The 26748-nt window shown below is 46.6% G+C and carries 28 protein-coding genes; 11 read left to right on the forward strand and 17 right to left on the reverse strand.

Going from position 1 to position 26748, the window contains the following annotated elements:
• Both D0T66_RS09860 and D0T66_RS09865 read left to right on the forward strand, forming a co-directional pair.
• Entirely contained in the window at window positions 1-711 is a 711-nt protein-coding gene (locus D0T66_RS09860; protein ID WP_163357116.1) for a DUF4184 family protein, read from the forward strand.
• Between the two features lie 496 nt (window positions 712-1207).
• Window positions 1208-1798, forward strand: a complete 591-nt coding sequence (locus tag D0T66_RS09865; RefSeq protein WP_163357117.1) for a nitroreductase — start codon at window positions 1208-1210, stop codon at window positions 1796-1798.
• Window positions 1799-1880: 82 nt separating this feature from the next.
• Here the strand turns inward: D0T66_RS09865 and D0T66_RS09870 are convergent, their stop codons facing one another.
• The 12 genes from D0T66_RS09870 to D0T66_RS09925 form a co-directional block, all read right to left on the reverse strand.
• On the reverse strand, window positions 1881-3359 hold the full coding sequence (locus D0T66_RS09870; protein ID WP_163357118.1) for a hypothetical protein: 1479 nt from the start codon (window positions 3357-3359) through the stop codon (window positions 1881-1883).
• Window positions 3360-3588: 229 nt separating this feature from the next.
• Entirely contained in the window at window positions 3589-4257 is a 669-nt protein-coding gene (lipB, locus tag D0T66_RS09875; protein WP_163357119.1) for a lipoyl(octanoyl) transferase LipB, read from the reverse strand.
• Between the two features lie 4 nt (window positions 4258-4261).
• Entirely contained in the window at window positions 4262-4825 is a 564-nt protein-coding gene (ruvC, locus tag D0T66_RS09880) for a crossover junction endodeoxyribonuclease RuvC (protein WP_163357120.1), read from the reverse strand.
• 238 nt (window positions 4826-5063) lie between these two features.
• Window positions 5064-5384 (reverse strand): GIY-YIG nuclease family protein, encoded by a 321-nt coding sequence (locus D0T66_RS09885; protein WP_163357121.1) that lies wholly within the window; start codon window positions 5382-5384, stop codon window positions 5064-5066.
• Window positions 5385-5712: 328 nt separating this feature from the next.
• Window positions 5713-6801, reverse strand: coding sequence for a hypothetical protein (locus D0T66_RS09890; RefSeq protein ID WP_163357122.1), 1089 nt, complete (start codon window positions 6799-6801; stop codon window positions 5713-5715).
• A 29-nt stretch (window positions 6802-6830) separates the two neighbouring features.
• Window positions 6831-7139 carry a DUF4286 family protein gene (locus D0T66_RS09895; protein ID WP_163357123.1) on the reverse strand — a complete coding sequence of 103 codons (309 nt, stop codon included), beginning with the start codon at window positions 7137-7139 and terminating at the stop codon, window positions 6831-6833.
• A 54-nt stretch (window positions 7140-7193) separates the two neighbouring features.
• Complete coding sequence (locus D0T66_RS09900) at window positions 7194-7976, reverse strand: hypothetical protein (RefSeq protein WP_163357124.1); 783 nt, start codon at window positions 7974-7976, stop codon at window positions 7194-7196.
• Window positions 7977-8123: 147 nt separating this feature from the next.
• A complete protein-coding gene (gene bamE / locus D0T66_RS09905) occupies window positions 8124-8450 on the reverse strand; it encodes an outer membrane protein assembly factor BamE (RefSeq protein WP_163357125.1) in 327 nt (108 codons plus the stop codon).
• A gap of 232 nt (window positions 8451-8682) precedes the next feature.
• On the reverse strand, window positions 8683-9297 hold the full coding sequence (locus D0T66_RS09910) for a hypothetical protein (protein WP_163357126.1): 615 nt from the start codon (window positions 9295-9297) through the stop codon (window positions 8683-8685).
• Between the two features lie 202 nt (window positions 9298-9499).
• Window positions 9500-11254, reverse strand: coding sequence for a bifunctional DNA primase/helicase (locus D0T66_RS09915; protein ID WP_163357127.1), 1755 nt, complete (start codon window positions 11252-11254; stop codon window positions 9500-9502).
• A gap of 410 nt (window positions 11255-11664) precedes the next feature.
• A complete protein-coding gene (locus D0T66_RS09920) occupies window positions 11665-12021 on the reverse strand; it encodes a hypothetical protein (RefSeq protein ID WP_163357128.1) in 357 nt (118 codons plus the stop codon).
• A gap of 35 nt (window positions 12022-12056) precedes the next feature.
• Window positions 12057-12419, reverse strand: a complete 363-nt coding sequence (locus tag D0T66_RS09925) for a hypothetical protein (protein WP_163357129.1) — start codon at window positions 12417-12419, stop codon at window positions 12057-12059.
• Between the two features lie 343 nt (window positions 12420-12762).
• On the opposite strand from D0T66_RS09925, the gene D0T66_RS09930 reads away from it, so the two are divergent.
• Window positions 12763-13377: a hypothetical protein gene (locus tag D0T66_RS09930; RefSeq protein WP_163357130.1), complete on the forward strand. Its 615-nt coding sequence runs from the start codon at window positions 12763-12765 to the stop codon at window positions 13375-13377.
• A gap of 72 nt (window positions 13378-13449) precedes the next feature.
• Here the strand turns inward: D0T66_RS09930 and D0T66_RS09935 are convergent, their stop codons facing one another.
• Entirely contained in the window at window positions 13450-14148 is a 699-nt protein-coding gene (locus tag D0T66_RS09935; RefSeq protein WP_163357131.1) for a histidine phosphatase family protein, read from the reverse strand.
• 164 nt (window positions 14149-14312) lie between these two features.
• Between D0T66_RS09935 and D0T66_RS09940 the strand changes: the two genes are divergently transcribed.
• The gene (locus D0T66_RS09940) at window positions 14313-15269 is read left to right on the forward strand and encodes a GyrI-like domain-containing protein (RefSeq protein ID WP_163357132.1); all 957 of its coding nucleotides are present in this window, start codon (window positions 14313-14315) and stop codon (window positions 15267-15269) included.
• 71 nt (window positions 15270-15340) lie between these two features.
• Here D0T66_RS09940 and D0T66_RS09945 read toward each other — a convergent pair whose 3' ends face one another.
• Complete coding sequence (locus tag D0T66_RS09945; RefSeq protein ID WP_163357133.1) at window positions 15341-16657, reverse strand: retropepsin-like aspartic protease; 1317 nt, start codon at window positions 16655-16657, stop codon at window positions 15341-15343.
• 52 nt (window positions 16658-16709) lie between these two features.
• Entirely contained in the window at window positions 16710-17297 is a 588-nt protein-coding gene (locus D0T66_RS09950; RefSeq protein WP_163357134.1) for a phosphoglycerate mutase family protein, read from the reverse strand.
• 90 nt (window positions 17298-17387) lie between these two features.
• Here D0T66_RS09950 and D0T66_RS09955 point away from each other — a divergent pair, with 90 nt between their 5' ends.
• The 6 genes from D0T66_RS09955 to D0T66_RS09980 all read left to right on the forward strand — a co-directional run bounded on the left by D0T66_RS09955 (window position 17388) and on the right by D0T66_RS09980 (window position 23895).
• Window positions 17388-17996 carry a hypothetical protein gene (locus D0T66_RS09955; RefSeq protein ID WP_163357135.1) on the forward strand — a complete coding sequence of 203 codons (609 nt, stop codon included), beginning with the start codon at window positions 17388-17390 and terminating at the stop codon, window positions 17994-17996.
• Window positions 17997-18379: 383 nt separating this feature from the next.
• Window positions 18380-19516 carry a phage portal protein gene (locus D0T66_RS09960; protein WP_255489793.1) on the forward strand — a complete coding sequence of 379 codons (1137 nt, stop codon included), beginning with the start codon at window positions 18380-18382 and terminating at the stop codon, window positions 19514-19516.
• A gap of 180 nt (window positions 19517-19696) precedes the next feature.
• Window positions 19697-20404: a hypothetical protein gene (locus tag D0T66_RS09965; RefSeq protein WP_163357136.1), complete on the forward strand. Its 708-nt coding sequence runs from the start codon at window positions 19697-19699 to the stop codon at window positions 20402-20404.
• A gap of 25 nt (window positions 20405-20429) precedes the next feature.
• The gene (locus D0T66_RS09970; protein WP_163357137.1) at window positions 20430-21326 is read left to right on the forward strand and encodes a hypothetical protein; all 897 of its coding nucleotides are present in this window, start codon (window positions 20430-20432) and stop codon (window positions 21324-21326) included.
• A 10-nt stretch (window positions 21327-21336) separates the two neighbouring features.
• The gene (locus D0T66_RS09975; protein ID WP_163357138.1) at window positions 21337-22068 is read left to right on the forward strand and encodes a hypothetical protein; all 732 of its coding nucleotides are present in this window, start codon (window positions 21337-21339) and stop codon (window positions 22066-22068) included.
• Between the two features lie 12 nt (window positions 22069-22080).
• Entirely contained in the window at window positions 22081-23895 is a 1815-nt protein-coding gene (locus D0T66_RS09980) for a T9SS type A sorting domain-containing protein (protein ID WP_221412206.1), read from the forward strand.
• Window positions 23896-23951: 56 nt separating this feature from the next.
• On the opposite strand, the gene D0T66_RS09985 is transcribed toward D0T66_RS09980, so the two are convergent.
• Complete coding sequence (locus D0T66_RS09985; protein WP_163357140.1) at window positions 23952-24353, reverse strand: hypothetical protein; 402 nt, start codon at window positions 24351-24353, stop codon at window positions 23952-23954.
• 20 nt (window positions 24354-24373) lie between these two features.
• Entirely contained in the window at window positions 24374-25297 is a 924-nt protein-coding gene (locus D0T66_RS09990; RefSeq protein ID WP_163357141.1) for a tetratricopeptide repeat protein, read from the reverse strand.
• 899 nt (window positions 25298-26196) lie between these two features.
• Here D0T66_RS09990 and D0T66_RS09995 point away from each other — a divergent pair.
• The gene (locus tag D0T66_RS09995) at window positions 26197-26724 is read left to right on the forward strand and encodes a DJ-1/PfpI family protein (RefSeq protein ID WP_163357142.1); all 528 of its coding nucleotides are present in this window, start codon (window positions 26197-26199) and stop codon (window positions 26722-26724) included.
• Window positions 26725-26748: the final 24 nt, after the last annotated feature.

Below are 26748 nucleotides of genomic sequence, written 5' to 3' on the forward strand. Positions count from 1 at the left end.
GTGCCTTTCACCTTTGCACATCCGGCGATTGTTTTGCCGTTGGTCAAATACCTCCGGCGCTATGTGTCGGCTACAGGGCTGATTATCGGGACGATGCTGCCCGACTTCGAATATTTTATCCGCATGCACCTGCAGAGCGATTACAGCCATACGGTTTGGGGCGTTTTCCTGTTCGATTTGCCATTGGGCGTTGCGTTGGCTTTTATTTTCCATAACCTTGTGCGCGACAGCCTTATCGGGCAATTGCCCGCTTACTTTCACCATCGCTTTGCCCGTTTCGCGGGCTTCGACTGGAACGGCTATTTTGCACGCAACAAGCTTGTAGTTGTGATTTCTTTCCTCATCGGGATATTTTCGCACATACTCTGGGACTCGTTTACACATGTCTCGGGGTTCTTTGCCGGGCATATTCCTCTCCTGCAAAGCGCGGTGATGGATATTCCCGTCTACAAGCTGCTGCAACACGCGAGCACACTTCTCGGGTTTATTTTTATTTTGCTTTATATCCACAAATTGACTACTTTAGAGCATCGGAAACATCATCGTCCCGATATTCGTTATTGGGCGGTATGGGCGAATATGGCTCTGTTTATCCTCGGCGTATGGTATGTCTTGCAGCCGGCTTTCTATGTAGGGCATTTTATTGCAGCGGCTATCTCGGCTGTGTTGTTGTCGCTTATCCTTGTTTCGTTGTTGTGGAAGTTCAGGTAGTTTGTTTATAGAAAGCGTTCTTTTCTACTGCCGCGCCTCTTATAGAGGCTTGCCTTCAATACTTTTTGCTTGACCAAAAAGTATTCAAAAAGTCACGACTTAGCCGTCTATCCGACCCACAGGCAACTTGTTCGCTGAGCAAAAAACTCGCTTTGCTCAAACACGTTTTGCTCTGATCGCTCACTGGCGCTGTGTGGGTACCCCGGTTATCCGGCAATGTCGGAGTCTTTGAAAAAAGGACGTGCATTAGTTTCGTAGTTGGGTACCCGTCCGGTGCAGGCGGCGAAGAATGAAATTCTAGAATACGAAGTATTCCTTTATTTCATTCAGCCGACAAACCGACTGACGGGTCAACAAGAAACGTAGCACTAGCCTTTTGGTTCGTTTTGGGCAATGCCAAAATGAACGAAGCAAGAAGCCAAAGGCTTCGCGCAGAAAAGATACAAAAGTATATGTATAAATAAGAATCAGATTAATTAACTAAAAATACCAATCGATGAAAAAAGCATTTATATTCCTATTCATTCTCTTTGCCGCGATGGCAACCGAATTGCAGGCGCAACAGGTGACGGTGACTACCTCTGTCTCCGACGGCGTCATTATCGTAGAAAATATACTGGCACGCCGAAGCATTCGCAAATATACGCCTCAACAAGTTTCGCGTCAGGATTTGGACATTATCATGGAATGTGCTATCAATGCTCCGAGTGCGATGAACAAGCAGCCGTGGCAGATACGCGTGGTGCAGAATGCCGATCTGCTGGCGAAGATTAAGGATTTGGGCGGCAACTTCCACGGAGCGCCTACGCTGATTGTGATAGCCAAGGACAAAACCAACGGCAGCAGCGACCTCGATTGCGGCTTGCTGGCGCAGAATATCATGTTGAGCGCACAGGCGTTGGATTTGGGGACATGCGCATTGGGTTCAGTTGCCCGCACTTTGTGCACGGATAAGGCAAAAGATGTGACTGCCAAACTGGATCTTCCTGCGAACTACGAGCCGGTACTTTGCATTGCCCTCGGACACCCCGACCAATCGCCCGATGCTAAGCCGCGCGACGCGAAGAAGGTCAAATATATCGACTGATTATCCCATCGAAGCATAAAAAAACAGAAAAGCATTTCCCCCGAAAAAGGAAATGCTTTCTTTGTATCTTTTCTTGCGGAAATTATTCTTTTTCGCAACGCACAGGGAGCGCAAAGGCGCTGTTTCTCAAAGCCAGCGGAGCAACATACGCCTGCCCGTAGCTATTGTCCTGAAATTCGAAGGCATACGCCATTGTCGATGTGCCTCCCCACATCCATTTCTCCGACGAGGCCGTCCAGAAACTGCCGACATGCTCTATTCCTGCCGAAAGGCTGCTCGCTCCTTCGCCTGCTGCGGGATAATAGCCTACGGCCGCGCTCTCGCGTCCCTTACCGGCAGCAGACCATGGCAGGTTGGTATCGGTGTCGGAGTTGTAGTATAGCCCATCCCATGGCGACGTCCCTGTTCCGTGTTCCACAGCCGGCACACGCCACCCTTTAGGACAAGGATCGAAATACGATTTGGCTTCGGTCTGAGGTGTCCACAACCTCGAGGTGAAGTCGCTTGTCCATGCCGCTTCGCCTGCCCCGTAAAACATATCGGGTAGCCTTATCACCTTGGATAATGGCTGGTTGCCCGATGTCTGAAGCATCCCTATCGGGCTTATCACCGAACCGTCTATTTCGCGCAAGGTGTAGAACGATTTATTCCAGTCTTTATAGGTCGGTATAGGGTCTTTGCGTCCCCATTGGTAATACATGCCTATTGTTCCCGCATCGCCCGGGATAGCATTTTTTGCTCCCAGATTCCTGTCCATAAACACATGGTCGAACATCCCGTCGTTGTATTTGTAAACGCTGCCTTTGGTTGCAGTATTTGCACCATAACTCGTTGCCGATGCCGTATTCGGATTGTAGTCGGTCACCCAGATATGCCAGCTCCAGCGGACGGTGGAGCCGCCTATCAGGATGGCGACGGATGCATTTCCTCCTCCGCAATAGTCGCCGTTGGCTTTCACGCGTATAACCGACTTGGTTGCATCGGTTGTGTTTTTTACGAGCTCCACGCTTTCAATAAGTGTCTCAGCATCTTCCCACAAGAACAGTACCCTCAAATCGTCGGGGTTAGTCGAGAGCGTTACATTGCCCAGGATGTCGCCGTATTCGGCCGAATGCCAAACGGTATAGGCCTTGGTTATGGGAAACTCGATGGTCGCTCCCGGAGGAAGGATAAACGTATTGGATTCGGCATCGTTGGTCTTGATTATCTCTGTCGATCTCTTTTGCATAGATACCCATTCGCTGCCGTTCCAGATATAAACGCCCGGGCAGGTCGCCTGATTGATGTTGTAGACTAACATGCCGGTATGCGCTGTCTTGTCTGTCTGGCTCGCCCCGGTCACCAGCGGCGCCAAATCGTCTAATTGTTCCAGCTTTACACGCGGAAGCATTAAGCCTTTGTCGGCATTAGCGTTGCCGCTGTATGTTCCGCTGCCTTTGAGCTGGAGCAGTGTTCCCGGAAGAGGCGGAGAATCTGTCCCGATTGTTACTTGTGCTATCGACGCACCTTGGAAGGATGCACATAGTACACCCATTATACACACCCTTAAAATCAATTTCATGTCTATATTACTATTTGCTTTATCTAAATTTAGTGCAAAAGTAATTAAATGATTTTTTTATTAATCAAAATAATGTTAAGCAGTCGTGGTTTTAACTATTAATAAGAACCAGTGTTTAAAAAATGTTTTTTTTCTGTTCGATAGCATTTTTTCTGCGCGGAATTGTTTTACAGTTGCGTGGCAGTATAAAAAAGCATTTATTAATAAGGAGGCGCAACAGGTATTTCCATCAAAATGTGGATTGTACGAAAATTTCGTCGAAGAGTGTTTTCAATTTGTCTTTCACGGCTTCCTCATCCACTTCTCGGCCCAGCTCCTGCTGCATGGAGGTCACTCCCTTATCCACAAATCCGCAGGGATTGATGAGGCTGAAATAGGACAAATCCGTATTCACATTCAGCGCGAAGCCGTGCATCGTGACAAAGCGGCTGCACCGCACACCGATAGCGGCTATTTTGCGTGTACGCGCGGGATTGTCTACGTCTAACCATACGCCTGCCGCCCTCTCGAGGCGGGTTGCCGCGATGTTGTAGAGCGCCAGAAGGCGGATAATCGCTTCTTCGAGGAGGTAGATATATTGCTTCAAACCGATGTTGTACGTCTCGAGGTCGAAGATGGGGTAGCCTACCACCTGTCCCGGGCCGTGATAGGTGACGTCGCCGCCCCTGTCGATACGGAAAAGGGCTACTCCCCGCTCCGAGAGGAAGGTTTCGTTGAATAGCAGGTTGTTTTCGTGCGCATTCCTGCCGAGTGTGATGGTATGCGGATGTTCGCACAAAAGCAAGGTGTTTTGCACGGGTTCGCCTATCTGTTTCTGCTGCAAAGCGTTATCGAACAGTTGCTGCTGATAGCGCCATGCTTCGGCGTATGCTGTATTTCCTAAATCTTCGACGCGCATATCATTATTTCTTTACCTTGCCCGGATTTTTGTGCATATAATCCTTCCAGCTGGTGAATTTCTTTTCCTGACGCGGGTTATTCGTCTCGAAGTAGTGGCAGACAGCCGCTGCCAGTCCGTCCGTGGCGTCCAGTTGTTTGGGCATATCGTCGGCGGGTATTTTCAGCATTTGTTGCAGCATGTAGGCAACCTGTTCCTTGGCGGCTTTTCCGTTTCCGGTAATCGCCATTTTTATCTTTAGCGGAGCATATTCGAAGATGGGGATATCCCGCGAAAGGGCGGCAGCCATGGCTACACCCTGTGCCCGTCCCAGTTTGAGCATACTCTGTACGTTCTTGCCGAAGAAGGGGGCTTCGATGGCCAGTTCGTCGGGCAGGTATTCCTCGATGATGCCTATCACCCGCTCGAAGATGCGTCGCAGGCGCAAATAGTGATCGTCGTACTTGTTGAGTTGCAACACACCCATTGCCAGCAATTCGGGCTTATTGTTCACCACCCGCAGGATGCCGTATCCCATGACCTGCGTGCCGGGGTCGATGCCCATGATTATGCGTTCTTTTTGTATCATATCTCAAAGGCAAAGGTAGTGAAATTTGTCATTGACTACACTTCGTTTCGTCGAACGTTGCCATTCCGAGTGATAACGAGGAATCCCGCATCCTTTTATGCCGTGTCGGGATATTTCGCATCCGCTCAGCATGACATGTCTGTCATTCCGAACGCATGTGAGGAATCTCTTGTCGTCTATGTATCTCTAATGCGAAGCCGTGTCGAGATGCTTCGCTTCGCTCAGCATGACAAAGAGATTATTCTACTTCATCATTCAAAAACACCCATTCGGGGTTAAATTCAGAAATCAATTTTTCTTTTTTGGAGCGTCGCCAACCTTTTATTTCTTTTTCGCGAGCGATGGCTTGTTGTATATCGCCGAAGCGCTCCCAATAGATGAGGTAATGAGTTTTGTATTTATGTGTAAAATGCTGGTTATCTTCAGCTATACTTCCGTCAAATTCATGTTCGTATAACCTTCGCCTTAAATTATTCGTAACACCGATATATAAAACATATTTATTTTTATTGGTTACGATATAAACAAAATAGTTGTGCATACCTAAAGGACGAGGCATATTTCTGATTGTTAAAATTGAAGGGTAAAGATAGTATATTTCATTAAATGTTATTCCGAGTCTATGTGAGGAATCTCATTTCCTTTTTATGTCGTGTCGAGATGCTTCGCTAACGCTCAGCATGACATGTTTGTCATTCCGAACGCATGTGAGGAATCTCTTTTCGTCTACGTACTCTCTAATGAAAAGTCGCGTCGAGATGCTTCGCTAACGCTCAGCATGACAAAGCTTGTCCTTCCGAACGTATGTGAGGAATCTCATGTCATCATGTCGTCTCTAATGAAAAGTCGTATCAAGATGCTTTGCTAACGCTCAGCATGACAAAAGCTTACCACACCTTTATCCCCTCGTGTTTGCGGACGGGAGCGTTTACGAAGCTGGCTTTAATCAGTGGGTTGAGTTGGTTGATAATATCCTCGTTCTCCCCCTCGAAGATGTTTTTGGGGATGTATATCTTCTCTTTATCGGACGATTGGATGAGTTTCGTCTGCTGCCATTTTATTTTGCCGCGACCCTCGTAGTTGCCGCTGATGTGGACGCTCAGTTTCTTTTGGCGGTCTATCTCCAAATTCGTAGCGACTAAGATGCTCGCGATGGTATGGTATTTATTATCCAGAAAATAGTGGATTCGGAAATCGCCTTCGGGCATCTCCCCTTTGTAGTAGGGCGACCTTTCTTCCCATTTCAGGTCGGTTCTCGAACGCTCGTCCGCGTAGTAGCCCCATGCCTCGACGTAAATATTTCCATCGGTCACGGTGCGGTTGCGGCGCAGCACTCTTTTGCCTGCATATCTGACAGGCTTTTCGAGGCTGTAGATGAACGGGATATAATAGTCCGCATCTTCCCCTATATCCGGCTGATAAGTGCCGTAAATATCGGAGAAAAAGAACTGAAAAAAGCAATCGTTCTGCAAACGCTCTGTCATATCTCGCTGCTCGCTGAATGCCACGTCGTTGAGCCTGAAAAACTCTTCCAGCCCATCGCCCGTATAGGTCTTGGACAATTCTTTTTTCAATTTCTCCCAACGCAGTTGTATTTCGGCAAAATTGACAATATCCTTTATCTTCCCATCTTCGACGGAAACGTCTGCCAGCATCGGGAATATGACACCCGACGTGTGCACCGACAGGTTGTAAGCCACATTCAGGTTCGATTGCTTGCTGTCGACAAAGACGTCCGAGAGGCGGTCGAGCTGTATGCGGAAAGTCTTATCTTCCTCATCTGCCGAGAGGTATGTGACCGACATGGCATATCTTATACTATGTTCTTTCCCCCGGTCGATAAAATCGTCCTGCAAGGTCACATCGACGTAATATTCTTGCGGTTCGGGGTTTGCCGCCGGCGCGAGGGTGACTAACTGCGCGTTGCCATAGGCAGCCGACAGAAAGAAAAGGCTAAGGAATGTAACCGTTTTCATTGTTTTGTGTGTTTTTATGTGCGTTTGCTTTAGAGCGAAATTTCTTCCAGTACGGTCACAAAGCCGAGCATCTTGTTGCCGAAACGTTGTGCCAGTTGCTGCTGCAAGGCGTGCCCGTCGGTCGTGAGCCAATGGTTGAGCACGTCGACATTCTTGACGTGGAATTGCAGTGAATAGCTCACACCGCCCTCCTCGTGCTGCCGGTGGATGCGTGCCAGCCGTGGTTGTAGCAGGAATCCGCTTCCCGCAGCCGAAGGGATATACGTTTGGCGGAGGAAAGCCAGTCCTTCGTCGTGTATCTCGTCTTCGAGGTGGAATGTCGTATTGAATATAATCATATAGGCAAAGGTAGAGATTTCGGTAAGTTATGCAAACCTGAAACGGTATTTTTATTAAAAATCGTCAGCCTGTTTCTCCGACGTGCGAAGATTGAGCGCGATGGTTTTATATTCCGCGCAGTTTTTCTTTTCATCGGGCAATCGGCTGTACAGGGCGAATACCAGTTCGCGGTAGGGGTAATCCGGGTTGTGGTGGCACTTCTCGGAATATTGTTGCAACAAATCCATCCAGCAGGCACTGTAGGAAGGATATCTTTTCATCACTTCGAGGTCTTTTTTCTCTATCAGCAGGTCTACCGAATCCTGTTGGGTGTGCAATGCGTTTATTTGCCTGCGCAGCTCCGTCTCTTTTTCGGGAGATTCTTCTATTTCGGCGGATAAAGTATTGATTTCGCACAGCAAAACCTGCAGACGGTGGAGGTTGCGGGTGCTTTCGCGAACGTATTTGTTTTGCTCGTTTTGCTCCTTCACTGTGCTCTTTGTGTTCCATGTGCGGAGTAATTTGCCATCGCCTTTTATTATTGTCCTGCTGCCCGGGCGCACCCATAGTGTGAGGTGCGATGGAGGGAATCCTTCGCCCCGGCATATCAGTTTTATTCTTTTCAGGGCGGGCACCGTGTCGGTGTAAGAGATGCTTATTTTGCCGTCGCGGATGGTGTCGCTGATAAATGGCTTGGCAGCCTTATCGTCCGGTTGGCAGAGGGATACGATGGCGCCATCTTCTATATTCGTAAACTGGCCGGTGATGGATATTACGTTGCTCTCTTGTTGGTCTGTGCAGGCAGGTAGGATGCATAGCGACAACAAGATGAAAAAAAGTATTTGTTCAGATTTCATTTCTTCTCTGAAAATTTCCGTATTTGCTTCGATAATAAAGAACAAATATACGCAAAAAGAATTGGAATGGTGCAACCCGTTTCTGCAAAAAAAATATCGTCCCCCGTGAAGGAGACGATATCCGATTCTGTATTTTTCCGAATGTTTTTACCTTTGTGTATCGCGGTAGTATGGATTCGGTATACGTTCGCGCGTCCAATTATCGAGGCGTCCGTCTACAAGCCTGATAATGTATCTCCAATCGTCGTCGATAGCAACTGACAGCGTTTCCACACGTCCGCCCGAAGCATCGCTTTCGAGGCTCATAGGAGTATACGATTTGCCCAAAATTTCAGTTACCTGTTTTTTGGTCATACCTAATTCCAGCTGCTTCACTCTTTCTTCCGGTGTCTTGTTGAAAACAGACTGGACACTGCTACAAGAGAATAGCGCGCATGATACGGTGATAATCATCAAAATAAATAGCTTTTTCATAGATTTCTAAAATTTGTGTTCTACCTTATTATTTATAAAACCGAGCGAAAGGTAGGAATTTTTTTTTGATTCTTCAAACATTAATAATTATAAGTTATGAGTTGTGAATTATGAATTACAAAGCGCTGTCAGACACTACTGCAATACAATCTGTTAGTTCATCGCTCATCATTCATAATTTATCATTCATCATTCATCATTCATAATTCATCATTCATAATTCATCATTCTTTTACGCTGCCACCTCCCTGTATTCGTCTACGAAGCGTTTTTGTGCGCGCAAATCGCTCATTATCTTGGAGATAATCCGCTGGATGATATACGGCTTCGTCCCGGTGATTTCGGCTAAGGTCTTGTAATTGACGGCCGGTTTCAGGGTGATGTACATTTTGAAGAGTTCGAATTCGCGCACATAATAATGGTCGTGCACATAGTTGTAAATCTCGTTTTCGAGTATCATCTGCCGCCGTTCGCGCTCGGCCTGATTGCCGTTGTCGGCGATGCGCAGGTCGTATTTCAGCGGGTCTCCGTAGCGGTTTTCGTGTGCGCGCTGCTGGATATAATTGGTGTAGTAGGCGCGGTGGAAATAGGCTCTCCTGTCGTCTATCTCCAATCCTGTGTACAGTATTTTCTCGTACATGCGCAGGTAGGTTTCGGCAAAAGCATCTTCGTCGTAACTGTTCTTCATAATCAGGAAATTGATAATATCCGTGCGGTTGTCGACTATCCATTGGCTGAAATCGTCCGCCTTGCGCCGGTTCTTTTCCGAAGGGACAATCGTCCCCAGTTCTTTGCGTAAGAAATACTTTTTGCCTCTGTTGTTTCCGTTGCTGTTTCCTAATCTCATAATTTGTTGATTATAAAATGTTATTATTACAGTAATTTTTTTGTGCTTTTGCCGCTTCCTTTTCTTTGTCATCCTGAGCGGAGTGAAGGATCTCTTTTTCTTCGTGACGAGATTCTTCGTTTCACTCAGAATGACAGAGAAGCGTCTTCATGCCTGCCGTTTATAACTCTTTGTCAATCTTCCCCTTTCGGGGATAAGGGGACTAAAACGGTACGCTCTCGTCCGTCGTGAAGAAGTCGGCAGGCTGTTGCTCCCTTTCCTTGCGGGTGAGGTAGTTGTCGTTATCCCAGTCGGCGCTTCCCTCGTCGTTGCACGGCACATAGCGCCCGTTGTTGATGTTGTAGCGGAAGCTTGCCGAGCCGCATTCGCCCAAGTGGCGGAATTTCACCTTCTGCACATACACCTCTACGCGGTCGTTGGCAAAGTCGCGGTAGACGGCGATGCCGTAATCCGTTTTGTTATAGAAGTTTGCCGAACCGTTGATGTCGTACAGCGTAGGCACTTCGAATGTCATTTCGCCCTGTTTCTTTTGCATTTTGCGCGGATGGGCGACCAGCAGTATCAGGATGTCGTTCTTCTGCGCGAAAGCGATAAGGCGGTCGAGAATCATCGAGATATAATTGGTTTCGGGCATCCCCGGCGGAATCTGATGTTCTATCTTGTTGTAAGGGTCTATCACCAACCCTTTTACGCCGCGCCGGCGGATGAGGTATTGCGCCTTGCCCAGTATCTCGTCCAGCGTGAAATTGTCCGACGGGTAGATGAACGAGAAGTTTTTGTTCAGGTACTCCTTTGCCTGCGTGTACTCCATCCGGTTGAGGTGCGCCTTGTCGAAGCGTTTTCCGGTGAGCTTCGACGTGAGCTTCGACAACAGGTAGGCGGTGGGATGGTTTTCGGGCGAAAAGTAGGCGAATTTCATCCCGTAACGCATATTGAGGAGCACCGTTATTTCGTCTACAAATTCGCTCTTTCCGTGTCCGGGTATGCCCGTGACGATGGCAAGGCGTCCCGTCTCGAAGCTGCACAGGGCGTCGAAATTGGGGTGTCCGATGGTATGCCCCTTCGGCATGCCGTTGAGGTAGAGATTGTCGAGGTCGTCGGCAAAATCGTTCAGTCCGTACACGCCGTCTATCTTCACGTCCTCGGCCTCGCGGATGCGGGCGGCAAGCGAGTGCTGCCCGTATTTCACCAGATGCTCGTTGGCATCCTTGCATCCCTCGCCATAGCTCACGATGCGGCAGCGTTCTGCCCCGAAGCGGGCGATGAGGTTGTTGCGCAGGGCGATGCCTTTGCTGTCGTTGTCGGAGGCGATGAAAATCGTTTCCTTGTCGTCGAAATAGGCTTCGAGGTAGTTGTCGAGATACTCCGTCCCGTTGGCGCCGTTGGGCACGGAAACGGTGTGGTCGAAGCCGCATTCGATAAAGGACAGGGCATCTATCTCGCCTTCGGTGACGATGCATTCCGGCTGCCCTTTGATGGCGTCGATGTTCCACACGACCAGTTCGGCACCCGATACCAGTTTGAAGCATTTGTCGCCCGTGCGGTATTTCACGTTGACCAAGCGGTCGTCTACGAAGTAGTTGAACTGCACGGTGTTGCACTTCTTCCCTTTCTGCGGCATAAACTCCTCTCCCTCGCTGATGCGCATCTTTTTCAGCGTGTACTGGCTAATCCGGCGCGCTTCGAACCACTTCACCAGACGGTCGCTCAAGGTGGTATTGTTGTGCCACTCGGGACGCTTGTACACCTTGTCGCTCTTTTCGCCCTTCCGCTTGCGCACGCTGCCCGACCAACCGCAATAGTGGCAGTTGTAGAGCCCTTTGCCTATGTCGACGGACAATGCCCTGTCGAGCCTGTTCTGGCGCTGGTCGCAACACTTGGGGCAAATCACTTTCACTTTGCCGTCGGTGCGTCCGTAGGGGAGGTGTATTCCGAGTTTCTCGAGAGCGGTTTTCATTGATTTTTTGTTTTATTTTTTCTTTTTTTGCTGCGCGGAATTGCTTTTCGCTGCATTGCGGCAAGATGTGCATCAGTTTCGCCGTTGGGGTACCCGTCCGGTGCAGGAGGCGTAGAATGAAATGTCAGAATGCGTAGCATTCCTTTATTTCATTCAGCCGACAAACCGACTGACGGGTCAACAAGAAACGAAGCACTAGCCTTTTGGTTCGTTTTGCCTCGCATTCGCTTCGGCGAACGTTGTTTGGGCGATGCCAATTAACAATCGAGGAGCGCAGGCGACTCAAAATGAACGAAGCAAGAAGCCAGAGGCTTCGCGCAGGAAAAGAGCGCGGCAGTAAAAACAAGAAAGAACTTTTACTTGTAAACTTGTCTACTGGTTTACTTGTTTACTCGTTTACTCGTAACTACTTACGATAGCTTCACCAATCGCACAGCTTGAGGGGTGTTTGCCGATTGCCTGTCGAGATATTCGCAATTGCGGCGATATCGGCGATACGATTCGTGCAGGTGGATAAGGAATTTTTGCAGTTCGGTGAGTTCATATACCGATTCGCGGATGTAGCGGTTGGTATATTCAAACTCGTTGTCGAGGCTGTCGCACGTCTCGCCCGCGCCTTTGTTCACCACTTCCTGCAACGACGAGGCGATGAGCGCCATCTGCTTTTCGAATCCGCCTGCCCGGAAGAAATCTTCCACTACCTGTTGCATTTCCTGTTTTGATTTAGATAAATTTTCGAGTCCGTTTTTCAATTTTGCTGTTTCCATCTTGTTTCGTGATTAATTTTTAATTTAACTTTGGGTTAATATTTTACTATCGGGTAAATTCCCAGACTATTCAGCTGGTCGCGCCGTATCTGTCGCGCCTGACGGATAGCCTCGCACCGGTCGCTGTTGAAATCCCTGAGCAGGCTTTGTAAGCGGGATGTGAGCACGGCGGAATCTTCGTATAGGGTCTCCCAGTCACTGTCCTGTACCTCTGCCGATTTCAGCCTGATGGTATCCATAAAGACTTCGAAATCGACGCATACGCGCATGTCTGCTATTTCCTCGTCGATGTCGCCCAAGGTGTAGCGGTCGGTTTGGTACAGGTAATCGGCTATGTGTCCGATGATAGTGTCCATCTGGCTTTCGTCGCAATGACAATTGATTTTTAATACTCCCATAGTCTTTTTTTGTTAGTTACAAGGTCAATTATTTAAGTCTTGTTTCATGATTCAAAATTAAACCAATTTTATGTAATAGTCAAATTATTTACCTAAATAATTCAATTTTGAACCAAATTTAGACAAGAATAAAAATAAGGGGAGACATACTGTACCTACTATCAGTTTATTACCTCTTGACAGGGGCAAAAAGTGTTTTTCTTATATTGCTAATTCACTGTTGTATAGGTGTTTGGTGTTTGCTTTGTGAAAAATAAAAAGTTAATTTGCCGGATAATCAGCCTGTTTTTGAAAATAAGATTTATCTTTGTCTTATCATTTACAAATACTAATTACAAAACGTATGAAAACTCCATTAAACAAATTATTGTGCTTTGTTGGCATATTTCTGCTGGTCGCAGTTGCGGCGACGTCGTGCGGCCCGAGTAGCTATAACCTGAAAAATGCAGAGGAAATGCAGCAGGTGGGCGAAATCCTTAAAAAACATATCACCGAGGACATGGTGATAACAGGCATCGACCTGAAATACTCGGACAGCAAGACGTTCACTTTCGTAGTCGATGAGGCTCAGATTGTTTATGTCGACCCCGAAAATAACAAGCGCGAATGCGCGTTGGACGTAGACCTGAAAACGGGCGAAGCCACCGAAAGCGAGTGGTATAAGAAGAAACCCGACCACCACAGGGTTTATAAAGGGCTGACCTTGCCCGAAGATTTCGACTTCGCGGCCATATCTACGGCGGTCAATGCGGGATTGGAGCTCGCAGCCGAAGAGGATTACAAAATAAACGGGATAGGGACGTACTCGATTACGTTCGGCACCGGAAAGCTGGCGGATGCACATATGTACTTCAAAATGCAGCACATAACCGGCACGACTACTGTCGGCCGCACCAGACGGACAAGCTATGAAGAAGTTTCGATGAAAGCCAAACTCGATGGCGAGTTGAAAGATTAGCTTCCTTTATACAAATATATCTATCTAAAACCTGAGAAATCCCGTATTGTTGCCAACTTTACGGGATTTTTCCTATTTGCACCCGGCAGCCAGATAGCTCATGTCGCCCATGGAGTGGACGGTGAACCGGCCATCTTCGTAGGTCACTTTGCAGACGGCGGCATTCTCGAGGTGACCGTTGAGCAATGCCTTCCCGCCGAGGTTGTAGAGCAGGCACAGGATGCTCATTCCGTGCGCTACGACGAGGATGTTGCCTTCGCCTTTGAGCGTTTCCGCTTGTGCAATCTCGAGCAGTGTCTCCTGCGTGCGGGCTTCCACTTCCGAAAATCCTTCGGCCATATCCATCGTGTCCAGCGTCTTTACGGCATCCAGCACGTCGCCCGAAGATATGCGGCGTTCCATAACGGCGCGGTACATCGCCTCGGACGAGGTAAATTGCAGGTAAAGGGCGGCCTCTTTCCACATGGTGGCGTTTGCTCCCGATTCGTAACTGCCGAAGCAGGCTTCGCGGAATCCGGCGCACTCGGCGAGGGGGATGTCTCCTTCGCCTTTCGCCCCGAGTATGATTTGGGCGGTTTGGCGCGTACGGCGCAGGTCGCTGCAATAGGCGGAGCGGAAGTGTATCCCTTTCTCGTCGAAGCCGTAGCCGAGGTGGCGGGCTACTTCTATTCCTTCTTTGGTGAGGGGCGAATCGCACCAGCCTTGTACGCGGTCGAGGGCGTTCATCATTGTCTGCCCGTGACGGACGATGTAGAGTGTTATTGTAGACATATTAGTTACAAGTTACAAGTTACAAGTTACGAGTTACGAGTTGAAAAAACTCGCGATGACAAAGGTATAACTATTTGCCGGACGAAAGGTTCAAAAAAGGAAAGGAAAATAGCAAGAATAGTCAACTCCATAGCCGCTACTTGTCGTATATTTGCACATAATCTATGACTACAACAGCGACCAGCCAGCGCAGCCGCCGCGAATATATGGCACGTATCAACCGCGTTATCGACTTCATCGAGGAGCATATCGCCCAGCCCCTCGATTTGCAGACGATTGCGGGGGTGGCAAACTTTTCACCGTTCCATTTTCACCGTATATTCAGTTTCGTGATGGGCGAAACGCCGAACGATTTCATCCAGCGCCTGCGGCTCGAGAAGGCTGCTTTTATCCTCCTCCGCGACAAGGACGTGACCGTCACCGAGATTGCCTATGCCTGCGGATTCAGCAGTATATCGCTTTTCAGCCGTACGTTCAGCCGCTACTTCGGTGTGTCGCCGAGCCGCTTTGCCCGTACCGAGAAAGGCGTTTACCTGAAAGATGGCGAATATTTCAGCAAGAACGGTCAACCGCTTAGCAAGAATGTGCAAAAGTGTCTCGATTTGAATGCCGAATTTTGTTCCGTCGAATGTTTAAATTTAGTTATTATGGATGCAAAAATCGAAATTATGCAGTTGCCTGATATGAAGGCTGTTTATTGCCGTCACATGGGGGCTTTTCACGAAATTCACCGAGCCTACGAAAAGGTTATCAAATGGGCTGTTCCGCGCGGATTGTACGACCCGGCTGTCACCAAAACGGCGACGGTGGTACACGACGACCCCACCATTACCGGGCAGGACAAGGTGCGCCAGAGTGCCTGCGTCATCGTGAACGAGGATGTGAAGGTGGAAGGCGAAATAGGCAAGATGACCATTGCGGGCGGGAAGTATGTTGTCGGACACTTCGAAATCGGTATGGACGGTTTCCAGGATGCGTGGAACACGATGTGCCACTGGTTCACCGAAAGCGGCTACCAGCAAGGCGACGGATATACGTTCGAGTTGTACCACAACTTCTACCAGCTTCACCCCGAAAAGAAACATATCGTAGATATCTGCATTCCGGTGAAGCCGTTGTAACGGGTGATGGCAAACAAAGAAGAGATACCCTGCCAAGGTATCTCTTTTATTTTGTTATCCGTGCGGCGGACTTATTCTACTTCGATAAACATGTGGTCGAAACTGATGGTTACTTTCTCGAACAGCCTGATGAAGCCCATTCCCAGTGCACCTTCTTCGCCACCCAATTGCAGTGTATTTTCGAGAGGAGTGGTGTCGATATAGATGTCTTTTATCTCAAAATTGTGGCTGCCTATACGCAGCGGAAGGGCAGGGTAGGTGTAGAACTGCTTGGTGTTGACTCCTCCGTAACCGCCTGTGAGAAAGGATTCTTTCTTTCCGTCGCGTTCGATTGCCTCCTTATACCTGTGATAGTAACTGCTGTTCAATCCCGCGTTGGAGTCGCCCGTGTCTAATAGCATAATAAGCCTTTCGTTGCCCGAATATGCTTTCACGAAGAAGCTGTCGCCGGAAGTTTTCATCATATTGCGTCCTGTGGCGGGGAGCGGTGTTTTGTGAATCGGGAAAACGATTTTTCCCTTGTTTGGGAAGATTTGCACTTCTCCTGCCAGCTTCATAATGTCGGTTCCCAAAACGGCATCGACCTTGAAGACGCTATCTACTGCGGGATTGGACGGGACGACAACCACCACCAGATTTTTTAGTATCATATCTCCTATGGCTACGCTATCCAGTATACCCATCTTGCCCATACCCGAACCTCCTGTGCCTGATACCCCCAGCGAATCGAAGGTGATTCTGACACCATAGCGGGTTGCATATTCCTCCGAAAGAAATACGCCGCCCGGGCAACCTGTGTCGAAGATGAAGCGTTCTTCTTTGCCGTTCACCGTCACAGGCACATAGGGCAGATATCCTCTGCGGATGTTCTGCTTCGATTTCAAAGACTCTATGTATAAGGGTATTGCACAATCTTGGGCAGGGCGGATGAGTTCCGTTTTCTTCTGCCCGCACATCGAATGGTAATACTTGTAGAGCGATTGCAGGCCGTTTACCGTTTCGTCGTCGAGGTGTGGCGCTACCAGGTCGAGAAAGCTTTTAGTCTCTTCCGAGGCTTCGCAATACGCTCCCATGCGGAAGCGGATAGCGTTTTGGCACAGCAGCATATTCATTGTACTCTCGAAACCTATCTCGTCCTGATAGAACAAAATGAGCGAGTCGATAGAAGATATGGCTTCGTGTTGACGGTCAAAGACGGCATCGAGCAGCGATTGCGATAAGCATTTCAGCACGGGCGATTGCATCTCGTGTTGGAGTTGCGAATATCTTTCGTCCAGCAGGAAAAAATCGCTGGCACTGAGGGCTTCGCCTATCTGTTCGTCAGGCGATTGGGCTAAGGCACTCCCTAAAGAAAAGCACAACAGGAGCGAGAGCAGTATTCTTTTCATGGTATTTCTTTTTTTAGTATGGGGTGAAGATAGCTATTTTTTGCAAAAAAAATCAAGGCATCCACTCTATTACCGCATTTGCCGGATTATTTTTGCGCCATTCCACCAGTTCGGCGTATGTTTTTATGCCGTCGCGCAATACCGCCTGATAGTATTCGATGCCCATTATCGGTTCCGTTTCGGGCGTATCGTATTTCAGTTGCAGGATAGTCAGGCGCGTTTCGGGTGTCAGTATGGCTTTTATCCTGTCGCGCACACGCTCCATGTGTCCGTCGAATTTCGAGCCTTTCACGATGTGTATCATATCCATTTTCCACGTTTCGCCGTTCTGCGCTTCGTAGATGGCGTGCCACTCGAGGCATTCCTCTTCGGTGTCGAGCAGGTTGCCGTACTGTATTTGCCTGATGCCGGGCTTCTGTGCCAGCCGGTTCATCGCCTCGAAGCTGTCGGCTACCCGCAGGGGAGACGAGTAGATGTGGAAGTCGAGGTCTTTGTTTTTCATTATCAGTCCCATACTTGCCGAGCCGATAAGGTTGGGCTGTGCCCCTACCGATTGCCAGATGTTGATAATGTCCGTTTCGCGGATGATTTCCTGTGCGCGTCGAGCGGCTTTGTCCGATAGTTCGAGCAGATTTTCCATACGTTATTCTTTTTAGATAGATAATTGGGGGGCGCAAAGATAGATAATTTTGGAATATTTTTCTTTTCTTTATCGGCAAATAATGCAAAAATGAAAAAAAGCTACTCAAAAGGTTGCCTGATTACGGGCATTGCCTGTATCGCCTTTTGCGCTTTCGTGGTCTGGAAATGCTCTCAATCCTCCTTTTTCAAGACTTACGACAAGAAAGACCTGACCGAAAACTACGACACGCACGAAGCCGAAATGAAGCAACTGATAGCGTATTTCCGCGCCAAGACGCCTTCGTATATCCATGTCGATATCGAGATTAACGACATCAAAAATATAGACATCTTCCACGTCGTACTCAACGAGCAGAATTATGGCGGCTGGGATATCGATGTCGATTCGCCCAAGGCCGACACTATTTTCAACCTGCTGAATTGGGACAAAAGCGAAATCAAAACCCTGAAAAAGAAACTCGATGCCGTCAATTGCATTTCGATTGACAACCGTAATCCTGCTCGCATCGGCTTTCAGCGAAGCGTTATGAGCAAGTTTTTGTATGTGATTTTCGACGAACCCATAACCGAAAACGATTCGTTGATGAAAATCTACGATACCAAATGCATCTATATCCACTATCGTGACAATGTTGTCCTCGAATATGGCAGCGGAGCTACCGGCTCGCTCTGTTTCCCCGAACGGTTTTTAGAATAAAGGCGATTGTGCCGCTTCGTCTTATTCTTCACCCGGGCTGACTAAAAGATAATCAGTAAGAGTATGCCTGCATTTTTTTAACATTTTTCTTCAAAAAGAAAGAAAAGTAGCAAAAGAAAGAAAACTTTTATAGGATATTTTCTTTGTCTTTCCCCAAAGAAAGAAAAAAGAAAATATATAAAAGAAAAAAGAAAGAAAGTTTTCTGTCTTCAGAGACGCAGCCGAGAGGTATGGACGAGCGAGATATGAGACGGCGACTACCACATCAGCCGTCCGGCTTCATGCGGAGATGCTTTGCTTGGGTGCGCCGCATCCCGCCGAAGCCGCGAAAAACGATGTGCCGGAAGCTGGAATGAAAAATAAAATGTTAAAATTCTGTATCGATGTCGGGCGCAGTTATCATTAAGTCAAAAAGCGCTATGAATCAGACGTCGACAAACAACATGCAATATTCGGTTATCCACCTGAGCGAAACAGTAAAATCGTATCCCACTTTCCGTCGTAATGTAAGGGGATGGATAAATTACGACACCGACAATTTATTGCCTCAACGTATTATCGAACTAAACAACGAATCGGCTGTAAACAAAGCCGTTATCGAAAACAAAGTGACCTACATCTGCGGAGCCGGCGTAGACGATGCCGCCTACTACGGCCAACCGAATCCGCAGGATGACTGGGATGTGCTTATCGAGCGATTGGCGAAAGATTATGTGACCTTTGGCGGATTTTGCTTTCAGGTCATAGCCAATGAAGACGGGCGGAGTGTGAGCCTCTACCATACGGATTTCAGCAAGATTCGTGTAGGACAAACGAACGAATTCGGAGGATATTTGTCGTTTTTCCTGTCCAACGACTGGCGAAAAACAACCGGGAAATATGCGCCGGTGGAGCTGAAAGCGTATGGCAGCGAGCAGCCGCAAAAAGGTGAAGCGTATCTTTTCTACCACAAGGATTATGAGCCGAGCCTCGACTATTATCCTGTGCCACAGTATTATTCGGCATTGAATTATATCGAAGCCGACGGCTTGTTGGGGCGTTTCTACCGCAACTCGATTAATAATGGTTTTGTGCCGTCGACCATTATCACTATGCCGAGCAACCCGACCAATGCGCAGAAGGAGCAGTTCCAGCACGACATAGAGCGGAGTTATGCCGGGGCTAACGGGGCTAACAGCATCGTGGTGCTTTGGGGCGAAAGCCAAGAGGTGAAGCCTGTGGTGACATCGTACACGGCGAGCAACAATGCGGATTTGTACAACAAAGTGGACGAGATTATTTTCCAGAAGATTATTTCGGCGCACCGCCTCACATCGCCTACTTTGGCGGGATTGTCGGGCTCGGGCAATCTGGCGGGCAATGCCAACGAGATTATCAATTCGTATGTCTTGTACAATCAGACGGTTATCCAAAAGCTTCGCCGCAAAATCCTCGACACGCTGAATCCGTTTGTGGTGGCCAATGGCTATATGACACCGCTCGTTATCCGCGACTTAGATATTGTGAGCGAGGTGAAGTAGCTACACTCCTTGCTTCGGCCTCTCCCTCGGAATGGGAGAGGTTTTTTTTGGAAAATATGTTAAAGAATATATATTTTCTTAACAATTACTTCCCGACTTTGATATATCTTTGTTTATTGGGCAAAAGACCTGAATAATCTAACTATATTATTTATTATTAATCTAAAACTAAATAAAAAAATGAAAAAGACTCTTTTGTTTATCCTGTTCGCTATCAGCGCGACCTGTTTACTGCATGCGCAAGACCAAACGGTAAATGGATTTTTGAGTGTAACAAAGAATGCAACCATTATGCAAAATCTGTTCGTTGGAGATTGGAATGTTGCCGGAAAAACGGGATATGGATCTAAACTATTTTTAGCAGGAAACGATTTTCATACAGATGAACTATGGTTGAGTAAGTTTGTCAAAGGAGAAGGGGTGTCCGAATTAAGGATCAATATTGGAGATGATACAAATCAAGATAGGCTCTCGATCGGCAACATAAAGTGGAATGCTAACGGAGCTTGGACTGATTGGTTTGTTGTTTCGGAATTAGGAGTAGGCATTAAAACTTCAACTCCAAATTATACCCTCGACGTCAACGGTACTATTCATGCCAAAGAAGTGAAAATTGACAATAACGGCTGGGCTGATTTTGTTTTCGACAAAGGCTATAAGTTGCCTACCCTTGCCGAAGTAGAAGCACATATCCAGGAGCATAAACGCCTGCCCGAAATTCCATCCGAAGCAGAAGTGAAAGAAAACGGCGTTGATGTAGGAGAGATGCAAGTCAAGCTATTGCAGAAAGTTGAGGAATTGACACTATACGTAATTCAGCAACAAAAAGAACTGGAAGAAGTAAAGAAAGAAAATCAAGAACTAAGAGAATTAATAAATAACAAATAATAATAATAATAATAATAATAATAATATGAAGAAAATTCTATTTTCAATACTTTTTCTATCGCTTTGTTGGATAGGAGCTAATGCGCAAACAAAAGTATTTGAACAAAACCCAGTTAGCGGAGATATTATCTATTATAATAAAGATAGAGGCACAGGGGGACGAGCTTTTGTCCATGACACTAATAATAGATTAACAATAAATTTTGGAAACGATTTTGCTGGAGGTATTAAACTTGGAACCCATGTACATGTAAGGCCACCCGGAACAACTCCGTATGAATTCTATGTGGAAGGAAATCTTCTAGCCCAAACTCTTACCCTTTCCCGAGGTATATTACTAAGTGACCTTATATTACAGAGTGATGGGAATGAGGTTCTTTATAATACTTGGGGCAGACGATTATATTTTGGAACGCCCAGAGAAAGTACGGACGATATGTTTATTGCCCGTTATAACACAGGGTTTAATGCCTCAGAATTAAGAGTGTGTATAGGAGACGATAATTTGGAGAATGCCCCTTATGATCTATGCGAGAAGTTTCGTATAGGAATTATCAGGGGTAATGATTTTGCTGGTGTATTTACCGTAACAGGCACAGGAAGTGTCGGCATCGGAGTTGATAATCCTCAAAATGCCCTCGACGTCAACGGCACCGTTCATGCCAAAGAAGTGAAAATTGACAATAACGGCTGGGCTGATTTTGTCTTCGAAACAGGCTATAAGTTGCCTACCCTTGCCGAAGTAGAAGCACATATCCAGGAGCATAAACGCCTGCCCGAAATTCCATCCGAAGCAGAAGTGAAAGAAAAAGGCGTCGATGTAGGCGAGATGCAGGTCAAGCTATTGCAGAAAATTGAAGAGTTGACGTTGTACACCATTCAATTGGAAAAACGAATAAAAGAATTGGAAAACAATAAATAATAATTGAAAAATGAAAAGACTTATTTTAACTATTCTTTTAGCAATCAGCGCCATCTGTTTATTGCATGCACAAAACCAAACGGTGAATGGTAATTTGACGGTAACAACTTCAGCTACTCCTACGGATGGAGGTATCACTATTGGAAAGGTTGGTTATGCGGGGATTTTAGATGTACCTAAAGGAGGCGTCTCTCTTCAATACAATATCGATTTTCAAGGTTATAGGGATATTGTTCATAACCAGATTGCAGCTCGCATTTCAGCTTTAAGAACCAACAGATGTAGAGATGGTTTCTCTGCAGTTCAGAGTACAGCTTTACTTTTTTATACAAATGAATTAGGCGTGAATGCTGGTACGACCGATTTGTTTGAGCGCATGCGTATTGCTCCTAATGGCAATGTTGGTATTGGCATGACTAACCCGACTCACAAACTCGACGTCAACGGCACCATTCATGCCAAAGAAGTGAAAATCGACAATAACGGCTGGGCTGATTTTGTCTTCGAAACAGGCTATAAGTTGCCTACCCTTTCCGAAGTAGAAGCACATATCCAGGAGCATAAACGCTTACCCGAAATTCCATCCGAAGCGGAAGTGAAAGAAAAAGGTGTCGATGTAGGCGAGATGCAGGTCAAGCTATTGCAGAAAGTTGAGGAATTGACACTATATGTAATAGAATTAGAGAAGAAACTGCAAAAGCAGGATGCCACTATTCAGGAGTTACAAAATCAAAATAAATGAATTATGACAAGAATGAAAAATATATTAATTATATTACTTTTTTTGCCAACAGTTGGCTTTCTGCATGCACAGAACAGAGATATAATATTAAATTCGCCTAATACAACAGGTGGAATAATAGAGGCATGTAATAGCATTACGTTACTACCTGATTTCTCTTTTAAATCAGAGGAAAATAGATTCTTACAATTAAGAATTAACGAAGATGCATGTATACCTCAGCTACCTACTCAAGTCGACCTTCATTACAAGATGGCTGTAAGGTACTCCTATGGCAACAACTGGTTAGTCGAAGATCATCCTTTAGGTTTTGTAGAATCCGATTACAAGGGTATCAGAATAGGTGAATATTACTGGATGGACAGGAATTTCTCGCACTTTGAGCCGCAACGCATGCGCTCCCCTGACAATGATCTTGTTACAGGACGAGAAAACTACACTTACGAGGACATCACCAATTGGGGAGTAACGCAAGAGAAAATTAATACTTACTTAGACCACCTAACACTCGACAAGAACGACTTTCAGGTGAATCTCGATACCTTTAAGTATTATTACGGAGAATACTATACTCCTAATACCTATAAATTCATGAATACATGGGCTGATATGTACGAAGACGGTCAGAAGAACCCGCTGGATCTCAGATCTTTTGAAGAAAGAAAGACCATTCCCGCAGATAAGCGCAACTGGTGGGGCTTACCTGACCTGAAAGACTATCGCCAACTAATGGCTATGACGTCACCCATGGTTTCGCACCCCGAACTCTCGGCGGTTGATATTCAACGCGAGTTAGGTGTACGCTACGGACAAACCCCTTTGGCAGGATGGGATAGACACAGGGTTTATTTCTTGCCCGGCTCTCCATGCTATAAGGAAATTGCCGGAACAGATTATTGGTTCGATCGTGCTGGAAGAATAGAAGATATAAAGTATGACTTCCGTTTGATGCCAAGTGGACAACGCTTCAATGGTGATCATTATTTTGATACTGACTTATGTGGTGTATCCAAAAGATTTCCAGCCAAGATAGGAGAAATACAACAACTATTCTATGTAGCTACAATGGCTGTCAAACCAATTCCCGGGACCGGTGCTCCCCGCTTCTTCCGCATACATGATGCCCTCGATTCGCGCGGAGAAGAATTGTATCATTGGCTTACAGTACGCTGGTGTAGGGAATTGACAGATGCAGAATTGGGATATAAGATATTCATCAAAATAGATGGAATCGATAAAAATTCAGATGAATGGCAATCGCTTGTTGCAGGAGATGAAATACCACTGCTTATTGCTTTGAGGAATAACAGAATTGACAGGAATAAAATTGCTATCACCAAAATAGACGACCCTTTAGCTGCCACACCGGATGCTAATTATACCGAATTGCCAAAGGGTTACCTGCGCGGTTTCTATGTGCAATACAATATAGAAAAAGATGCTATTCGCAAAGCAGATGCAGAAGTAGCCTACCTTGCGTGCAATGTGCAAGACGAAGTATTGGGTTACAGACCCCCTCATCAAGCAGGTGCAATTCCTACGGTATCCAGTCTGAGCAAGAGTTTGGCTTCAGATACCTTTGGCATGCTAGAAAGTCAGAACAATGTCTATATATCGCCTAATCCGGCAGATGACCAGATAACCGTTACTTCTGACGAGCCGATAAAGGAACTTAAGATTTACAGTGTTTCTACGGGTGTATTATATGTTAGCCTGAAGAACCCCGCATCAGAGGTGATAGATATCAGAACATTACCTAAAGGAGCGTATGTAGTTGATATTAAAACTGAAAAAGGGGATGTTCAGAAGAAACTCATGAAGAAATAAGGTAAATTACCCTTATTATAACAGAAATCATAGAATAGAGTACAAGTGATATTTTTTTACTTGTACTCTATTTTATACTTGATACTTTTCAGGTACGCCTCGCTGAGGGGGATGGTATCGCGGCGGAGAATCATATTTTCGCGGCGGACGACATGCCATGTGTGCTTCTGTATCGTGTCTAAGCTCACAACCGTGGTGAAGAGCGTGTCGTAATGCTGGAAATCGGGATAGATGTACTCGGTGAACGACTGGAACCGCCCGCTTTTGTAGAACGGGTAGATAACCCGCCCCAAGTATTCCTCGCCGGGTGGAAGTATCTGTTCGGCTGAATAGGTCTTATAGATGTAGATGCTTTGGTCGGATTTGTTTACATACGACAAGGTGTCGTCGTCCACATCGCATGCAACCAAGAATAATCCGGCAAAAACCGTTGCCAGCACCGAAAGTCTTTTCTTCATATCGTATTTGTATAAGCCCTCTACGACCGGTAGCGGGTAAGCAGGCCGTCGAAGCGTTTATCGTCGCGGATATTGGCAAAATCGGGCTCTACTTCGATAAACTCGCGTGTGACGCTGGTCGTCGCAAGCATCTTTTCCAGCCAGTCGAATGCTTTATCCTTCTCCCCCGTGAGCGCATAGAGGCATGCAAGATTGTATGCCGCCTTACGCGAATTGAGTTCGTATGTCTTTAAAAATCGTTTCTCTATCTCGTCTTTGTAAGTATCGATGTCGTTTTCGGCCTTTGCCAGCGCCAGCATATCCAGTGCCATATTGAAGCGCGCCTTGATGGAATCGGGGCGAAGTTCGATAGCCCGTTCGTATTTCCCGAAGCTTTCGAGCATAAGCGATTTGTCCTGTTTGAAGCGTGCGTAGCCCGATAAGGCTATCGCCCAGTTGTTGTATATCTCGGCTTCGTCGGGGTTGAGTTCGGCGGCTTTGGCGTACTTGTCGATGCAAAGCTCGTAATGCTTTTCGTCCTTTTTCAGGTCGGCGAGGGCGAGCAATGCATTGGCCCAACTGTAATAGATATCGGCGTCGTTGGGGCTGAATTTGGCTGCCTGACGGTATTTCTCCACGCTCTCGGCATACATCTGCGGGTCGTCGAATACTTCGCCCAAATCCGACAGCAAGTTTGCCCAGTTGTAGTAGGCCATCGCATAATCGGGCTTGACCTGTGTGGCTTTGCGGTACTTGTCTACGGCCTCGGCAAAGTAATGCTCGGTACCTGTCTGGTCGAGCAGGTCGGACAAGGCAACTCCCCAGTCGTTGTAGGCTTGCGCAAAGTGCGGATCTAAGTCGGTCGCTTTGCGGAAACAATCGCAGGCGTCCTGGTATTCGTTATCGCGATAGTGTTCAGCTCCTCTTTTGAACCAATCTTCTGCCGAGTAATTGTTGGGTGTCATAATACTTCAGAATTAAGCCAATAAATCAGGTTTTAGTCTTATGTAAATATAGCTATATTTTTTTCTTTTTGCTACGAAAAAAACGCTTTTTTTATCATATATTATACAAATAAGAACGAAAAATGTTCAATTACTTGTCCTTTTTCGTGTGTTATGTTATGCGTCAGCTGGTTGCGGAGGGTGCTTGTGTGAGGAATCCCACCCCTTGAAAACAGTGGGGAGCGGGATGCCTCGGTTAAACTCAGGACAATGGTTTAAGAAAACCTTTCCATTTTAATAATTTGTCAATTACTCGTTTCATCTTTTAAGACAGCAAAACTTCCTGTACGTTTAATCCCTGCTCCTGCCTTTTTGTAATTTTAACATAATTTCACCCCTGCAAGCACACCCTGCTACCGCCTGAAAATCAATATTAGTTACTTCGTTGTAAGTGTCTTACAAGCAGGTAAGTTCTTGTTTTTACCGATGCGGATGATTAGCTTTGCTATCAATACGTAATAAACTTACTAATGGTAACTGATTGTCTTTTGTAAAAGCGGTCTTTTATTTTGTACTGTCGCTCACTTGCGTTGCGTGAGTACTTCGTCTATCCGGCAATGTCGGAGTTGTTGAAAAAGGACGTGCATTAGTTCCGTAGTTGGGGCACCCGTCCGGTGCAGGCGGCGGTAGAATGAAATACCAGAATACGAAGTATTCCTTTATTTCATTCAGCCGGCAAACTGAATGGCGGGTCAACGAGGAACGAAGCACTAGCCTTTTGGTTCGTTTTGCGCAATGGCAAAATGAACGAAGCAAGGAATTGTTTTACAATTCCGCGCAGCAAAGAAAAGTGGTAGTGAAAATAATAAAACATATCTGAATTGCAGATGTATAATAATAACTAAAAAAAGGATTGAGTTATGTCGAAAAAAGTAGCCATTTTAGCCGTAAACCCTGTGAATGGGATGGGATTGTTCCAATACCTCGAAGCCTTCTTCGAAAATGGAATCGAATACAAAACCTTTGCCGTAGCCGATAGCAAAGAAATCAAAACCAATTCGGGTGTAACGCTCATACTCGACGACGTGATTGCCCACCTGAAAGGCAAAGAAGACGAATACGATGCCGTGGTATTCGGTTGCGGCGATGCCGTTCCCGTCTTCCGCGACAATGCCGATAAGGCCTATAATCAGGATATGATGGCCGTGTTGAAAGCCTTTGGCGACAAGGGAAAGCTGCTTATCGGGCACTGTGCGGCAGCCATGTTCTTCGACCAATTGGGCATTGCCGACGGAAAGCGTGTAGCCCAGCATCCACTTGCCAAGCCGGCTATACAAAAGGCTAAGGCGACCGATGAGAAGGTCGAAGTAGACGGAAATATCTACACCGCGCAAGACGAAAATGCTATCTGGATGATGATGCCGGAAGTGTTGAAAGCGCTCAAGTAACGAAAGCAAAAAGAGAGGTTTTTT

Source organism: Dysgonomonas sp. 25, assembly GCF_010501075.1.
Taxonomy (GTDB): Bacteria; Bacteroidota; Bacteroidia; order Bacteroidales; family Dysgonomonadaceae; genus Dysgonomonas.

Coding starts and splice junctions, on each gene's coding strand:
- lipB (WP_163357119.1), bottom strand. CDS start 4,257: ATGCGCGTCGAAGATTTAGGAAATACAGCATACGCCGAAGCATGGCGC.
- D0T66_RS09945 (WP_163357133.1), bottom strand. CDS start 16,657: ATGAAAAGAATACTGCTCTCGCTCCTGTTGTGCTTTTCTTTAGGGAGT.
- D0T66_RS09950 (WP_163357134.1), bottom strand. CDS start 17,297: ATGGAAAATCTGCTCGAACTATCGGACAAAGCCGCTCGACGCGCACAG.
- D0T66_RS09965 (WP_163357136.1), top strand. CDS start 19,697: ATGAAAAAGACTCTTTTGTTTATCCTGTTCGCTATCAGCGCGACCTGT.
- D0T66_RS09940 (WP_163357132.1), top strand. CDS start 14,313: ATGACTACAACAGCGACCAGCCAGCGCAGCCGCCGCGAATATATGGCA.
- D0T66_RS09915 (WP_163357127.1), bottom strand. CDS start 11,254: ATGAAAACCGCTCTCGAGAAACTCGGAATACACCTCCCCTACGGACGC.
- ruvC (WP_163357120.1), bottom strand. CDS start 4,825: ATGATACAAAAAGAACGCATAATCATGGGCATCGACCCCGGCACGCAG.
- D0T66_RS09980 (WP_221412206.1), top strand. CDS start 22,081: ATGAAAAATATATTAATTATATTACTTTTTTTGCCAACAGTTGGCTTT.
- D0T66_RS09925 (WP_163357129.1), bottom strand. CDS start 12,419: ATGGGAGTATTAAAAATCAATTGTCATTGCGACGAAAGCCAGATGGAC.
- D0T66_RS09975 (WP_163357138.1), top strand. CDS start 21,337: ATGAAAAGACTTATTTTAACTATTCTTTTAGCAATCAGCGCCATCTGT.
- D0T66_RS09955 (WP_163357135.1), top strand. CDS start 17,388: ATGAAAAAAAGCTACTCAAAAGGTTGCCTGATTACGGGCATTGCCTGT.
- D0T66_RS09920 (WP_163357128.1), bottom strand. CDS start 12,021: ATGGAAACAGCAAAATTGAAAAACGGACTCGAAAATTTATCTAAATCA.
- D0T66_RS09895 (WP_163357123.1), bottom strand. CDS start 7,139: ATGATTATATTCAATACGACATTCCACCTCGAAGACGAGATACACGAC.
- D0T66_RS09995 (WP_163357142.1), top strand. CDS start 26,197: ATGTCGAAAAAAGTAGCCATTTTAGCCGTAAACCCTGTGAATGGGATG.
- D0T66_RS09960 (WP_255489793.1), top strand. CDS start 18,380: ATGTCGGGCGCAGTTATCATTAAGTCAAAAAGCGCTATGAATCAGACG.
- D0T66_RS09910 (WP_163357126.1), bottom strand. CDS start 9,297: ATGAGATTAGGAAACAGCAACGGAAACAACAGAGGCAAAAAGTATTTC.
- D0T66_RS09935 (WP_163357131.1), bottom strand. CDS start 14,148: ATGTCTACAATAACACTCTACATCGTCCGTCACGGGCAGACAATGATG.
- D0T66_RS09990 (WP_163357141.1), bottom strand. CDS start 25,297: ATGACACCCAACAATTACTCGGCAGAAGATTGGTTCAAAAGAGGAGCT.
- D0T66_RS09900 (WP_163357124.1), bottom strand. CDS start 7,976: ATGAAATCTGAACAAATACTTTTTTTCATCTTGTTGTCGCTATGCATC.
- D0T66_RS09865 (WP_163357117.1), top strand. CDS start 1,208: ATGAAAAAAGCATTTATATTCCTATTCATTCTCTTTGCCGCGATGGCA.
- D0T66_RS09890 (WP_163357122.1), bottom strand. CDS start 6,801: ATGAAAACGGTTACATTCCTTAGCCTTTTCTTTCTGTCGGCTGCCTAT.
- D0T66_RS09870 (WP_163357118.1), bottom strand. CDS start 3,359: ATGAAATTGATTTTAAGGGTGTGTATAATGGGTGTACTATGTGCATCC.
- bamE (WP_163357125.1), bottom strand. CDS start 8,450: ATGAAAAAGCTATTTATTTTGATGATTATCACCGTATCATGCGCGCTA.
- D0T66_RS09930 (WP_163357130.1), top strand. CDS start 12,763: ATGAAAACTCCATTAAACAAATTATTGTGCTTTGTTGGCATATTTCTG.
- D0T66_RS09970 (WP_163357137.1), top strand. CDS start 20,430: ATGAAGAAAATTCTATTTTCAATACTTTTTCTATCGCTTTGTTGGATA.
- D0T66_RS09985 (WP_163357140.1), bottom strand. CDS start 24,353: ATGAAGAAAAGACTTTCGGTGCTGGCAACGGTTTTTGCCGGATTATTC.
- D0T66_RS09885 (WP_163357121.1), bottom strand. CDS start 5,384: ATGCCTCGTCCTTTAGGTATGCACAACTATTTTGTTTATATCGTAACC.